The sequence below is a fragment of the Streptomyces sp. M-16 genome (assembly GCF_052114405.1).
Classification (GTDB): Bacteria; Actinomycetota; Actinomycetes; order Streptomycetales; family Streptomycetaceae; genus Streptomyces.
The window spans coordinates 1-13,173 of record NZ_JBFRER010000164.1 but is presented as its reverse complement, the minus strand read 5'-3'; the positions used below and the strand labels follow the sequence as shown (position 1 = coordinate 13,173).

Sequence of the window (13,173 nt, the reverse complement as noted above, 5' to 3'; positions counted from 1 at the left end):
GTCCACACCCCCGCCCTCGACGGCGCCCCCTACATGACCGAGCACGGACCCGACCTGACCGCCAGCACCGCCGGCACCCACGTCATCGAGCACGGCGGACGCCTGCTGGCCCTGTGCGAGGCCAACCTCCCCTTCGAGCTCACACCGGACCTGGAGACCGTCGGCGCGTACGACTTCGCCGGCCGGCTCACCTCCGCGATGACCGCGCACCCCAAGCAGGACCCGGCCACCGGCGAGCTCCACTTCTTCTCCTCCTCGCCCTTCCCCCCGCACCTGATCCACCACGTCGCGGACGCCAAGGGCGGGATCACCGACAGCGCCGAGGTCCCGGGAGCCACGGCCTCCCTCAAGCACGACTTCGCCATCACCCGCCGCCACGTGGTCTTCGTCGAGGGCAACGTCACCTTCGATCCCGCCGAGCACTCCGGCATCCCCTACGCCTGGAGCGACGGGCAGCCCGCCCGGATCGGCGTGATGCCGCGCGGCGCGGACGGTGCCCGCCACGTCCGCTGGTTCTCCGTCGAACCGGGCAACATGCTGCACGTCTCCAACGCCTACGAGGACGGCCAGGGCCGCATCGTCCTGGAAGGCCCCACCGTGGACCGCGAGGGCTTTCGGCTCTCCTGGAACTGGTGGGTCGGCGCGCCCGGCCGCGGCAGCGAGCCCGCCTCCCGCTCCTACACCCGCCGCTGGGTCATCGACCTGGCCGAGGGTACGGTCGCCGAGCAGATCATCGACGACCTGCCGGTGGAGTTCCCGACCCTCAACGAGGCCTACCTGGGCGCCGAGAACCGCTACCAGTACGCCATCTCCTTCCCCGACGAAAAGGGCTTCGGCGGCTACGGCGTCGTCAAGTACGACCGCACCACCGGCGCCCGCCGGGTCCGCCCGGCCGGCGATGCCCGGATGCCGAGCGAGGCCGTCTTCGTACCCGCCGCGGACGCCACGTGCGAGGACGACGGCTATCTGCTGACCGTGGTCTCCGACCTCAAGCAGGACGCCTCGCAGCTGCTGGTCCTCGACGCCTCGGGCCTGGAGCGGGTGGCCGCCGTCCACCTGCCGCGGCGGGTGCCCGCGGGTGTCCACGGTTCCTGGGTCCCCGACGGCGTCTGAGCACGTCACCCCGAGGAACTCCGGCGTGCCGGTGACCGCCCTCGCCGCCCCCGGCGCCACCCGTACCGCCCGAGCAGACCCGAACGGCCCCGCGAGCTGCCTGCTCGCGGGGCCGTTCGGGTCTGCCCGGCGGGCCGGTCAGAAGCCGCAGGACGCTCGCGCGTCCTGGAAGCGCTCGGGACGCCGCCGCCGGTATTCGACCAGGGACTGCGCGACCGCGGCGCCTTCGCCCACGGCGGCGCCGACCCGCTTCACGGATCCGGACCGCACATCGCCCACGGCGAAGACCCCGGGCAGGCTGGTCTCCATCGGCAGCGCCTCCGGCCCGGCCCCGCCGCTGCCGGTCAGGACGTACCCGCGGTCGTCCAGCCTCAGCGTGCCGCCGAGCCACTCGGTCGAGGGGCGGCCGCCGATCAGGACGTACAGGCAGTGCGCCGAGACCGTTCGCTCGGCGCCCGCGCGCTCGCGGAGCCGGAGCCCGGTGAGGGTGGTCCCGCCGAGGCATTCGGCCACCTCGGTGCCCAGCAGGACCTTCAGGCCCGGGGTCCGCTCGATGCGCTGCACCAGGTAGCTCGACATGGAGGCGCCGAGGTCGGTGCCCCGGACCAGCAGGGTGACGCTGCGGGCGTAGCGCGCGAAGTAGAGGGCGGCCTGTCCGGCGGAGTTGCCCGCGCCCACCATGTACACGTCCTCCCCCACGGTCGAGGGGGCGTCGGACAGGCACGATCCGTAGTACACGCCGGAGTTGAGGAGGCGGTCGACGCCGGGAGCCGTGAGGCGGTTCCAGTCCACTCCCGTGGCGACGACCACCGCGGCGGCGGTCACCGAGGCCGTCTCGTCGGTACCCGCCTTGGTGAACTCGACCGTGTGGCCGCCCGTGTCCGTCGGGGTCACCCGGCCGGCCACCCGGGTGGGCTGCCACTCGACGCGGGCCCTGCGGGCCTGTTGCAGGGCCCGCTGGGCGAGGTCCCCGCCCGTGAGGCCCACGGGAAACCCGAGGTAGTTCTCGATCCGTGAGGTCGATCCCGCCTGCCCACCGGGCGCGTCGTCCTCGATCACGACGACGCTCATGCCCTCGGCGGCGGCGTACACGGCCGCGGAGAGCCCTCCGGGGCCACCGCCGATCACCACGACGTCGTAGTGGTCCTGCTCGGCCGGCCGGATGAGACCGAGCCGTTCGGCCAGCTCGCTGATCGGGGGGTCCGCCAGCTCGGTGCCGTCGCCCAGCCGGACGCGCACCGGGGCGTCCCGTACGTCCTCGTCGGGCAGCCAGCGGAAGATGACGCCGCTGCGGCCGAGGAAGTCGCGTACCGCGTAGGCGGCGGGCGAGAAGCGGCTGCCGCGCACCTCGGCCGTCGGCAGATCGCCGCGGAAGTCGGCGTTCCAGGTGCACAGGGAGTCGTCGAGGGCACCACGGAGGTGCTCGGCCGGGTTCTCGTCGCTCCCGGCCGGTGCGGTGCGCGAGCCGGGCACGGCGTCGCGGCGTCCGGTCAGCGACAGCCAGCGCACACCGGGGTGCGCCGCAGCGGGGTCGGGGGCTTCATCGGCGAGCACGGCGGCGACGGGTACCTGCCGGTCGGCCAGCGTGTTCAGCGCCCTGACCACCTCCGCCGGGCCACCGACCTGCAGCACACGGAACGACGTCCGGTACCAGCTTTGCACCAGCTCGGCCGTCTCGTGCCGGCGGAGCGGATCGGAGTCGGAGAGAACGATCACCGGCAGTGCGGCTTCGGCGGCCATCAAGAGGTCCTCCAGATAGGTCGTGGGAGATCGGCTTCCTCTTGCGTTCAACGAGCGGGGGCCCGATACGAATCGGCTCGGCGGCCCCGGAGCTCCGCGGATGCGACCGCAGGCGGGCGGGGCCGCAGGGGGGCATGGCGGTGCCCCCCTGCGGACTCCTCAGAGGCGGCCGAAGAACTGGTTGCCGGGGGCCGAGTGGTTCTCGCTCGTGTAGTACTCCTTCATGGCGGAGCTGATCTCGTCGCGGCTCAACTGCCCGTCCCCGTCGGCGTCCAGACGGTCGAACGCCTCGTCGAAGGTCTCACGGGGCAGGCGGAACATGCCGTGGAGCAGAGAGGTGTACTCGTCACGGCTCAGCATGCCGTCGCGGTCGCGGTCGGCGAGCTCGGTCCAGGCGTTGCTCATCGTCCTGATGCGCTCCCAGATCCTGTTCCGGTCCGTGATGATCCGCGCCCGGAAGGCGGCCCGGAACTCCTGCCGGTCCACCCCTCCGTCGTCGTTCTTGTCCATCGCCTGGAAGACGGTGTCCCAGAGGTCCGCCAGCGATTCCCTCAGCCCGGCCACGGCGTCCGGGGCCAGGCCGAGTGACTCGGCGAGCCTGTCCGAGAGGCCGATGACGTCCGACTTCACGAGCCGCCCGTCCCGGTCCGAGTCGAAGACATCGAACGACCGGTCCAGCTTGATGTCCAGAACGCTCACGGCACCATCCCCTTCACTTCATGCAGTCGTCCCGTGACGCTGCGTGGCGGGGCCCAGGAAACCACACGCCCCGCCCTTCCCGCAGGCGAAGAAGGGGTGAGTGCGCGTTCCGGGTGACGCGGCCGGTGGGGTCACGCGGTGGGTCCGGCCTGCAGCGCGGCCAGCCGCTGCTCGAAGGGCACCGGTTCGAAGCCGTCCGCCGGGTCCACCGAAGTGACCGCCCCCGTCGCCGAACGGGGTGCGATCGCGGCGGCGGTGTCGACGTCCGGGGCGGCCCGCCCGGCGACGGGCGCCATGAAGCGTGCGAGTTCGGCGCCCGCGCGGGAGATGCGCTGCGCCAGACCCTGGCGACCCCAGTCCTCGGAGGCCGCGTAGACGGCGGTCGGCACGACGAGTGCGCGCAGGTGGGTGAAGAGCGGGCGCATGGCGTGTTCGGTGACCAGGGAGTGCCGGGCCGTACCGCCGGTCGCACCGAGGAGGACCGGCTTGCCGGTGAGCGCGTCCTTGTCGATGAGGTCGAAGAACGATTTGAACAGGCCGCTGTACGAGGCCGCGAACACCGGGGTCACGGCGATCAGGCCGTCGGCGGACGCGACCGCGTCGAGCGCGGCGGCCAGTCGGGCGGGCGGGAACCCGGTGACGAGGTGCTGGGCGATCTCCATGGCCAGGTCCCGCAGTTCGATCACCTGGGGCTCGGCGTCCACGTGCCGGAGCGTCGCGGCCGCGAGGCGGTCGGCGAGCAGGCGGGTCGAGGAGGGCGAGCTCAGCCCCGCCGACACGACGACGGTCTTCATGCCTGCGTCCCCTCCTCCGGGGTCTCCCGGGCCGCGCTCACGCGGGCCCGGTGCGTGGGCGCGTCCGGCACTCCGGCGGGACGCAGGTTCGCGAACTCCTTGCGCAGCACCGGCACGACCTCCTCGCCGAGCAGGTCGAGCTGCTCCAGGACGGTCTTCAGGGGCAGGCCCGCGTGGTCGATGAGGAACAGCTGGCGCTGGTAGTCGCCGGCGTAGTCGCGGAAGGAGAGGGTCCGCTCGATGACCTGCTGCGGGGAGCCGACGGTCAGCGGGGTCTGGGAGGTGAACTCCTCCAGCGACGGGCCGTGGCCGTAGACCGGGGCGTTGTCGAAGTAGGGGCGGAACTCGCGCACCGCGTCCTGGGAGTTGCGGCGCATGAACACCTGGCCGCCGAGTCCGACGATGGCCTGCTCGGGGGTGCCGTGGCCGTAGTGGGCGTAGCGCTGCCGGTACAGCTCGATCATCTGCCGGGTGTGGGAGGGCGGCCAGAAGATGTTGTTGTGGAAGAAGCCGTCGCCGTAGTAGGCGGCCTGCTCGGCGATTTCGGGCGAGCGGATGGAGCCGTGCCAGACGAAGGGCGCGACGCCGTCCAGCGGGCGGGGCGTCGCGGTGAAGGACTGCAGCGGGGTGCGGAACTTGCCCTGCCAGGTGACCGTCTCCTCGTCCCACAGGCGGCGCAGCAGCGCGTAGTTCTCGATGGCGAGGTCGATTCCGTCGCGGATGTCCTTGCCGAACCAGGGGTAGACCGGTCCGGTGTTGCCGCGGCCCATCATCAGGTCGACGCGGCCGTCCGCGACGTGCTGGAGCATCGCGAAGTCCTCGGCGATCTTCACCGGGTCGTTCGTGGTGATCAGCGTCGTCGACGTGGAGAGGATCAGGCTCTCGGTGCGCGCGGCGATGTAGCCGAGCATCGTGGTCGGCGAGGAGGGGACGAAGGGCGGGTTGTGGTGCTCACCGGTGGCGAAGACGTCCAGGCCGACTTCCTCGGCCTTCTGCGCGATGGCGAGCATCGCCTTGATGCGCTCGTGTTCGCCGGGTACGCGTCCGGTCGCCGGATCGGCCGTGACGTCACCGACGGTGAAGATCCCGAACTGCATGGCTCCCCTTCCAGAGTTGTTTATGTTTCAACCATGCCTGCCAACAGGGGGTGCGGTCGCTGTATTCCGGGTCCGGGAGGGGAAGATCCACTCGCCGCTCGCGCGGGGGCGGGCGCGGAGGGGACCGAGGCCCCGGGGGGGGTTCCCCGGCCGGGCCGTGCCGGGGCCGCCCGGACCCTCGGAGCCCGCCGGCGGTGGCCGGAGGCCTGCCGCGCCGCCGTCGTCGGTCTGCGCCGTCACCCGGAGCGGGAGGTCCGGGAGGCGGCGTTCGGCCGGTCGGGGTGGCGGGCGGCCCGGCCACGGCGCGGTGCGCCATCCCGGGCCGCCCGAGCGGGGAGGCTCGGCCGACAGGTCCGTGCGGCTCGCAGGAGGGGTGGCCCATGCCCGGTGCCCGGCCCCCTCTCGCGGCGGACGTACGCGCCTTCGTGGTCACTGCGGCGGCAGGATGCCTGGTCGGGCTGGTGGGCGGCGGTTTCCGATGGTGCCTGGAACGGGCCGACGCGCTCCGCCGTGCGCTGCTGGGGGCCGCCGCGGGGCTCGGAGCCGCCGGAGTACTGGTCCCGATCGCCCTGACCGCGTCGGGCGCGCTGGTCGCCCACCTCATCGCCCGGCGGGTCCCGTACGCGGCCGGCAGCGGCATCCAGCACGTGGAAGCGGTGTGGCGGCGGGAGAGCGACACACACCCCTGGGGGCTGCTGCCCGCGAAGTTCGCCGGTGGCCTCGTCGCGATCGGCTCCGGCCTGATCCTGGGACGGGAGGGCCCGACCGTCCACATGGGCGCCGCCATCGGGGTCCTGGCCGGCCGGCACGGCAGGCTCGGGCCCGAGGACGCCCGGCTGCTGCACACCGCGCTCGGCGGGGCGGGCCTGGCCGCGGCGTTCTCGGCCCCGCTGAGCGGGCTCCTGTTCGTCTGCGAGGAGGTGACCCGGTCGTTCCGGCCCCGTCTGGTGCTGTTGACGCTGCTCGGCACCGTCACCGCCGTGGCCTGTGCCAAGCTGATCGTGGGCGGTTCGCCCGTCTTCCCGGTGCCGGACCTCCCGGCCCCGCCGCTGTGGACGCTGCCGGCGTTCCTGCTGTTCGGCGCGGCCGCCGGGGCCCTCGGCGCCGCGTACGCCCACCTGGTCGTGGGAACGCTCGACCTGTGCGACCGGATGACGCGGGTGCCGGTGCCGCTGCGCGCCGCCGGAATCGGCGCCCTGGTCGGCGCGCTGATGGCGGTGGACCCGCTGCTGGCGGGTGGCGGCGACGCGCTGACGGAGCGCCTGCTGACCGCGGCGGGCCCGAGCGTGACGGCCCTGACGGCCTACCTCGCCGTCCGGTTCGTCGCGGGCCCGCTGAGCTACGCGGCCGCGACCCCCGGCGGACTGTTCGCCCCGCTCCTCGCCCTCGGCGCCCTGTGGGGGACGCTGGTCCACGCGCTCGCCGCGCCCGTGCTGCCCCCACACGCGCCGGGGCCGGCCGCGTTCGCCGTCGTGGGCATGGCCGCCCTGTTCACCGGAGTCGTCCGCGCACCGGTCACCGGCATCGTCCTGGCCGCGGAGATGACGGGCGCGGTCTCGCTGTGRCTCCCGCTGCTCGTCGCGTGCTTCGCGGCGACGGTCACCGCCGACCACCTGGAGAGCGAGCCGATCTACGACAGCCTCCGCCGCAGGATGCTGCAACGCCCCTGACGGTGCGCCGCCCGGTCGCCACCCTCCGGACCGGCGGCCCGCCGCACTCCGCGAAGCTTCACTCGGCCTGCCCCGCCCCCGTCGCCGCCGAGGCCATTCCCCCCGGCCTGTCCCGCATCGTCGTCGTTTTCACGGGGAGCACACGGGTGAAGGGCCCGGCAGCCCGGCGAACATGCCGAGCAGGCCTACCGTTTCGGCCTGGCCGGGGAACCCTGCCGATGGAGACGCGGATGCCCAGCATGATCCTCGACCAGGGGATCGACTCCGTCGAGGAGTCCCGCGCGTGGGCGCGCAGACCGTTTCGGCCGGTTGCCCGCCGGCCCGGGCGGCGGCGCGCTGCCGGTGCCGTCCGCCCGGCAGCCGCTTATGGTGGCCCGGAGACCCCGACGCCCCTGCCGCCGCCGAGCCGCACCCCGAGGGAGGAGGGCGATGAACGGTCCGCACGGGCAGGATCCCCCATGGCGCACCGCCCCCGACGGCGGGCGCCCCGACGGCACCACGTGCGCCCACCTCGACCAGGCCCTCCTGCCCCCCGATCGCGCCACGGATCAGGGCTGCGCCGCCTGTCTGGCGCTCGGAACACCCTGGCACCGGCTGCTGCGCTGCCTGACCTGCGCAGAGGTGGGCTGCTGCGACAGTTCACCCGGCCGTCACGCCCACGCGCACGCGGAGTCTTCGTCCCACCCGATCGCCGAGTCCTACGGGAGCGGGGAGAGCTGGGCCTGGTGCTACCGCGACCACCTCTTCCTCGTCCCGGCGCCACCACCCGCCGGCGAGCAGGTGCATCCACGGGGCCGGCCCGGGGCGAAGCAAGGGGACAGAGGTGATCGCCGTGACCAGGCCCCGCCGTAGCGCCTGTGCCCCTGCGCCCCGACCCGACCGGGGTGCGCCACCCGGGGGGAGGCAACCGGTGGGCCCGGGAGCGGGGCCTCCCACGCGGCGTGGCGTCTCCCCGTGCAGGGGATCGAGAGGTCGATGAGAGGGTGATCGCGCATGGGGCGAGACGGACAGGACCGTGGCGGCGGGGACGGCCGCGGCACGCACGTGATCGTGGTCGGTGCTGGCGCGGCGGGGCTCGCGTGCACCGCCGACCTACTCGCCTCGGGCGTCGGCGTCAGCCTGTTGGAAGCGGCCGAAGCGGTCGGCGGGCGCATGCGCACCGACCATGTCTCCGGCTTCGTCCTCGACCGCGGCTTCCAGGTGTTCAACACGTCGTACCCGCAGGTCAAACGGCGCATCGCCCTCAGGCCGCTGCGCCTGCGCCCCTTCACCCCGGGCGTGCTCGTCCACACCGGCGGTGGGCGCCTGCGGCGGTTCACCGACCCCACCCGGCGACCCGGTGAAAGCCGCGACCTGCTCCCCGGACGGTTGGCCTCTGCCCGCGACCTGACCGCGCTCGGCGTCCTGACGGCGCGGGACGCGCTCCTTCCGCCCCGCCGACTGCGGGCGCGCCCCGAGCGGACCACCCTGACCGCCCTGGCCGATGCGGGATTCTCCGCCGAGCTGGTCGAATCCTTCTTCCGGCCCTTCCTTTCCGGTGTGTTCCTGGAGGACGACCTGGAGACCTCCTCCCGGTTCCTGCACTTCGTGTGGCGCAGCATGCTCCGGGGCACCCTGTGCCTGCCGGCCGACGGGATCGGCGCCGTGCCCGCCCAGCTCGCCGACGGGCTCCCCGCCGGTGTGCTGAGCCGCGGGACTCCGGTCGCCCGCCTCGCCGAGGACGGTGTGGTCCTGGCCGACGGCACGCGACGCCGGGCCGACGCGGTCGTCGTCGCCACCGGCCAGTCGGCGGCGGCCGGGCTGCTGCCCGGACTCGCCGTCCCCGCCGGACGCACCGTCACCACCCTCTACCACGCCGCCGCCCGCTCTCCCCTGCGCGAGCCCACCCTGCTCGTCGACACCCGGCGCCGGTTCCTCAACACCTGTGTGCTCAGCGAGGTCCACTCCGGCTACGCCCCCGACGGCCGGGCCCTGATCTCCACCTCCGTCCTCGGCGCTCCCGGCTCCGCGGAGGAGGCGGTGGTCCGGGCCGCGCTGGCGGAGGCGTACGACACCGGCACCGACGCCTGGGAGTTGGTGCACCGCTGCACCGTCCGGGACGCGCTGCCCGCCATGCCCCCGCCGCTGCCCCTGTCCAGGACGACCCGCTTCGGCCCCGGCCGATACGTCTGCGGCGACCACCGGGCGACCGGTTCCCTCCAGGGCGCGCTGGCCTCCGGGGCCAGGGCCGCGCGCGAGGTCCTGGCCGACCTCGGTGCCACCGGGAGGCCGCGGCAGACCCCGGCCCGGCAGCGCCGGCCGTGACCGGGGGCTGATGATCAAGGTCTGAGTGTCAATGCCGAACATGACAAGGAGAGACCACGTTTACGTGTGACGTGCCGTCATGAACGGCTGTCCGGACGGTGGATACGCTCTTCGACGACGGCAGCCACAGCAGGACTCCCGGTGGACGGCCCGGCCCCGGTCCGACTCCGGTCCGACCCCGGTCCGACCGGTGGCCGGCCCGCAGCACGGCTGTCCGTCATCATCCCGGACGAGGAGAGCGGCCGCCCGAGCACGGTCGCGGACCCACGCAGGCTCCTCGTCCCCCGCCCCCTGACGGAACGGACCGTTCGTGAGCCTTCGCCAGATCGAGCCCAAGCAGCGCGGATTCCTGATCGTCAATTCCCATCCCGACGGCGCCGCGCAGAGCGTGCGCCGCATGTGGGACGCCATCCCGGAGCGCGCCGACGGCCGCCGCCCGGTCGCGCTCGTCCTCGGGCACTCCGCCGGATACGGCCTCGCCACCCTGCTGACCGGACTGCGCCGGCACGGCATCCGCGGCATCGGCGTCGCCTTCGAGGCGCCCGACAACGGTCGCCGCACCGCGACCGCCGGCTGGTACCGCACCGCGGCCGTCGCCGAACTCGCCGCCGCCGGTGGGCACGACATCCGGTTCGTGAACACCGACGCCTTCTCCGCCGAGGCCAAGTCCCGGGTCTGCGACCTTCTCGATGAGCACTACGGGCCGGTCGACCACCTCGTCTACAGCCTCGCGGCCCCCCGGCGCACCGACCCGGCCACCGGCATCGTCCACCACTCCGTGATCAAACCGCTCGGCGCCGCGTACGAGGCACCCGCGCTGGACTTCTCCGGCGCTGAACCGCAGGTCGCACGGGCTCGGATCGAACCGGGCACGGAAGAGGAGACCCGCGCGACCGAAGCCGTGATGGGCGGCGACGACTGGAGCCTGTGGATCGGCGCGCTGGCCGCCCGCGGCCTGCTCGCCGAGAAGGTCACCACCGTCGCCCTCACCTACGTCGGCTCCGAGGTCACCGCGCCCGTGTACCGACAGGGCACCATCGGCTCGGCCAAGGAACATCTGGAGCGTACCGCCCGCGACCTGAACTCCTCCACCCCGCTGAAGGAGAAGGACGGCCGCGCCTTCACCGTCGTGGCCGGCGCCGCGGTCACCCAGGCCTCCAGCGCCATCCCCTCCATCGCCCTGTACACCGCCTTCCTGCGTACCGTCCTCGGCGAGGACGGCTTCCGCACCACCGCCGAGCAGGCCGCCGACCTGTGGGACCAGCTCGAAGGCCACACCCCGCTCGTCCTCGACGAGCAGGGCCGGATCCGCCTCGACGGCTGGGAGCTCGACGACCGGGTACAGGAGCGCGTCCGCACGCTCTGGGCCGACCCCGAACGGGGCCTCGGAGAGTCCCGGCCCGGAGCCGACTGGTTCATGGAGCAGGTCCGGGAGTTGTACGGCTGGGGCGTCGGCCACGTGGCCTACGACCGGCCGGTCGAGACCGACGTGCCCTGGCCCGGCCGGTAGCGCCGCGGGGCGGCGGGCCGGGCCGGGGAGCCACGGTCGATTGTCAGTGGCGGGTGCGAAGGTGAGGACATCGAAACGCGATGAGGGGGAGCGGACATGTCCGGAAACCAGAACTACATCAATCACGTTGCTCTCGTACTGGATGCCAGTTCGTCCATGTCGCACATGCGCGGCAAGGTCATCGAGGTGGCGGACCAGCAGATCGCCTACCTGGCCCGCCGGTCGCAGGAACTGGACCAGGAAACCCGCGTCACGGTGTACGTGTTCGCCGACACCGTGCAGTGCGTCATCTACGACAAGGACGTGCTGCGGATGCCGTCCCTGAAGCAGCTGTACCGGGTGGGGGGAATGACGGCCCTGCTGGCGGCCGCCCTGAAGTCACAGCGCGAGCTGGCGCAGACGGCCCAGCTGTACGGCGACCACAGCTTCCTGACGTTCGTGCTGACCGACGGTCAGGAGAACGCGAGCCACCGCTGTCAGGACGCGCCCGGCAGCGATCCGCGCGCACTGGTCCAGGCCGTGGCCGAGATGATCGCGCAGCAGGAGGACAACTGGACCCTGGCCGTCCTGGTGCCCGACCAGATGGGCAAGCGGGAGGCCATGCAGTACGGCTTCCCGAAGGAGAACATCGCCATCTGGGACGCCACCAGCACGCAGGGCCTGGAGGAGGCCGGGCAGGTCATCCGGGAGGCCACCGAGAAGTTCATGGTGGGCCGCACGAAGGGCATCCGGGGATCGCGCGCCGTGTTCTCCGTGGGTGCGGAGGCCGTCAACAAGGACACCATCAAGGCGGCCGGACTCACCCCGGTGGACCCGGGTCAGTACCAGCTGCTCCCGGTGGACCGTGACGCGGCGATCCGGGAGTGGGTCATCGAGTCCGGACACGCGTACCGCACCGGCGGGGCCTTCTACCAGCTCAGCAAGTCGGAGAAGATCCAGGCACGGAAGCAGATCGCGGTGCTGGAGAAGAAGACCGACCGGGTCTACGCCGGCCCGGAGGCCCGCGCCCTGCTGGGCCTGCCCGGCACGGAAGTCCGCGTCAAGCCGGACCACAACGACGAGTTCACGATCTTCGTACAGAGCACCAGCGTGAACCGGAAGCTCGTCCCGCAGACCCGCCTCCTGCTCATGGGCTGACCGTCCCCCGCGTCTGCGTCGTGCCCGGAACGACGCACCCGGTCAGGAGCGGCCCGCAGCACCGTGGTGAACACCCGGGTCCCCGGTCGGGGGGTCAGCGGGTCAGGGCGGCGATGAGTTCGTCGCGGCCGTCGGCACCCGTCTTGCGGAACAGGGCCTTGAGATGGTCGTTGACCATGTACGGAGACAGGTCGAGGCGCCGGGCGATCTGTTTGACGGCCGCGCCCGTGCGCAGTTCGCCGAGGGTGGCGCGCTCGCGCGGGGTGATCCCGTACCCCATACCCCGTGCCGGTCCTGGAGGAGCAGCGGCAGCTCGGAGCCGGCCCCGTGCGCGGTGAGGATCTCGCGCAGCCGCGGGTCCGAGGGGCCGTCGCCCGGCGGGCCGATCACGGTGGCCGGGGTGGGCAGCCCGGCTGGCGCGGCGGGGCGGTGCGGGCGCCGCCCCGGTAGCGGTGCATGACGAGGTCGGAGACGAGCGAGGGGGTACTCGTGCCAGAAACCGAAGCTCCCGAGGCCGAGCCCGGTCGCCGGATCGGTGGCCACCAGGCTGAGCCCGTCGTGGGGCAGGAGGGGGGGGCGAGCACCCGGGAGATCCCGGCCCCCTGCCCGCCGGGGCCCGCGTTCTGGCTCGCGGCGGCGTACAGATCACGCGTCAGCCGTCCCGCGCCGAAGAACGTGAGGGGCACAAGCTCCCATTATCCCGGCGGAGGCGGTTGCGTGCGCGGGTGTGCGTGCCCGCCGTCCTGGCAGACCCGGCGGCGACGGACCTACGCTGAGAGGGCGGCCGGTCGGCGAGCGGCCCCGGCCGCACCGTGGGCACCTGCCCCTCCCCTCCGCGCGGGTGCCCACACCCGCACCCGTACCGCAGGTGGACTCCTCCGGGACGGAGCGGAACGGGCCGCGGGTATGCGAAAACGCCCGGCGGGGTGGTCCCTGCCGGGCGTTTTCGGATGTCCGCGGCCCGCGGCCTGCTGTCCGCTGTCGGCCGTCCGCCGGTGGTTTAGTACCAGTGGTTGTTCTGCCAGAAGTTCCAGGCGCCGACGGGGCTGCCGTAGCGGGAGTTCATGTAGTCCAGGCCCCACTTGATCTGGGTGGCCGGGTTGGGGTTG

General features: G+C 73.2%; 11 protein-coding genes and 1 pseudogene. 6 read left to right on the top strand and 6 right to left on the bottom strand.

Annotated elements, in window-relative coordinates; genetic code table 11:
* A partial coding sequence (locus AB4039_RS38990; protein WP_442272988.1) for a carotenoid oxygenase family protein occupies positions 1-1,113 on the top strand: 1,113 nt, incomplete at its 5' end.
* 138 nt (positions 1,114-1,251) lie between these two features.
* Here AB4039_RS38990 and AB4039_RS38985 read toward each other — a convergent pair.
* The 4 genes from AB4039_RS38985 to AB4039_RS38970 form a co-directional block, all read right to left on the bottom strand.
* Positions 1,252-2,853, bottom strand: a complete 1,602-nt coding sequence (locus tag AB4039_RS38985; RefSeq protein ID WP_266844665.1) for an NAD(P)/FAD-dependent oxidoreductase — start codon at positions 2,851-2,853, stop codon at positions 1,252-1,254.
* Between the two features lie 159 nt (positions 2,854-3,012).
* On the bottom strand, positions 3,013-3,552 hold the full coding sequence (locus AB4039_RS38980; RefSeq protein WP_266844666.1) for an EF-hand domain-containing protein: 540 nt from the start codon (positions 3,550-3,552) through the stop codon (positions 3,013-3,015).
* 131 nt (positions 3,553-3,683) lie between these two features.
* Entirely contained in the window at positions 3,684-4,346 is a 663-nt protein-coding gene (locus AB4039_RS38975) for a CE1759 family FMN reductase (RefSeq protein WP_266844667.1), read from the bottom strand.
* Positions 4,343-5,443: an LLM class flavin-dependent oxidoreductase gene (locus AB4039_RS38970; protein WP_442272987.1), complete on the bottom strand. Its 1,101-nt coding sequence runs from the start codon at positions 5,441-5,443 to the stop codon at positions 4,343-4,345. The genes AB4039_RS38975 and AB4039_RS38970 overlap by 4 nt, the downstream gene beginning before the upstream one ends.
* A 380-nt stretch (positions 5,444-5,823) precedes the next feature.
* Here AB4039_RS38970 and AB4039_RS38965 point away from each other — a divergent pair, with 380 nt between their 5' ends.
* The 5 genes from AB4039_RS38965 to AB4039_RS38945 all read left to right on the top strand — a co-directional run bounded on the left by AB4039_RS38965 (position 5,824) and on the right by AB4039_RS38945 (position 12,064).
* Positions 5,824-7,113, top strand: coding sequence for a ClC family H(+)/Cl(-) exchange transporter (locus tag AB4039_RS38965; RefSeq protein ID WP_442272986.1), 1,290 nt, complete (start codon positions 5,824-5,826; stop codon positions 7,111-7,113).
* A gap of 429 nt (positions 7,114-7,542) precedes the next feature.
* Positions 7,543-7,965: a UBP-type zinc finger domain-containing protein gene (locus AB4039_RS38960; protein WP_442272985.1), complete on the top strand. Its 423-nt coding sequence runs from the start codon at positions 7,543-7,545 to the stop codon at positions 7,963-7,965.
* A 141-nt stretch (positions 7,966-8,106) separates the two neighbouring features.
* Positions 8,107-9,417, top strand: coding sequence for an NAD(P)/FAD-dependent oxidoreductase (locus AB4039_RS38955; RefSeq protein ID WP_442272984.1), 1,311 nt, complete (start codon positions 8,107-8,109; stop codon positions 9,415-9,417).
* Between the two features lie 310 nt (positions 9,418-9,727).
* Positions 9,728-10,927: an enoyl-[acyl-carrier-protein] reductase FabV gene (locus AB4039_RS38950; protein ID WP_442272983.1), complete on the top strand. Its 1,200-nt coding sequence runs from the start codon at positions 9,728-9,730 to the stop codon at positions 10,925-10,927.
* A gap of 96 nt (positions 10,928-11,023) precedes the next feature.
* Positions 11,024-12,064: a vWA domain-containing protein gene (locus AB4039_RS38945; RefSeq protein ID WP_266844673.1), complete on the top strand. Its 1,041-nt coding sequence runs from the start codon at positions 11,024-11,026 to the stop codon at positions 12,062-12,064.
* A 94-nt stretch (positions 12,065-12,158) separates the two neighbouring features.
* On the opposite strand, the gene AB4039_RS38940 is transcribed toward AB4039_RS38945, so the two are convergent.
* Entirely contained in the window at positions 12,159-12,344 is a 186-nt protein-coding gene (locus AB4039_RS38940; protein WP_266844674.1) for a helix-turn-helix transcriptional regulator, read from the bottom strand.
* Between the two features lie 720 nt (positions 12,345-13,064).
* Positions 13,065-13,173: pseudogene (locus AB4039_RS38935) on the bottom strand (lytic transglycosylase domain-containing protein); the annotation flags it as partial.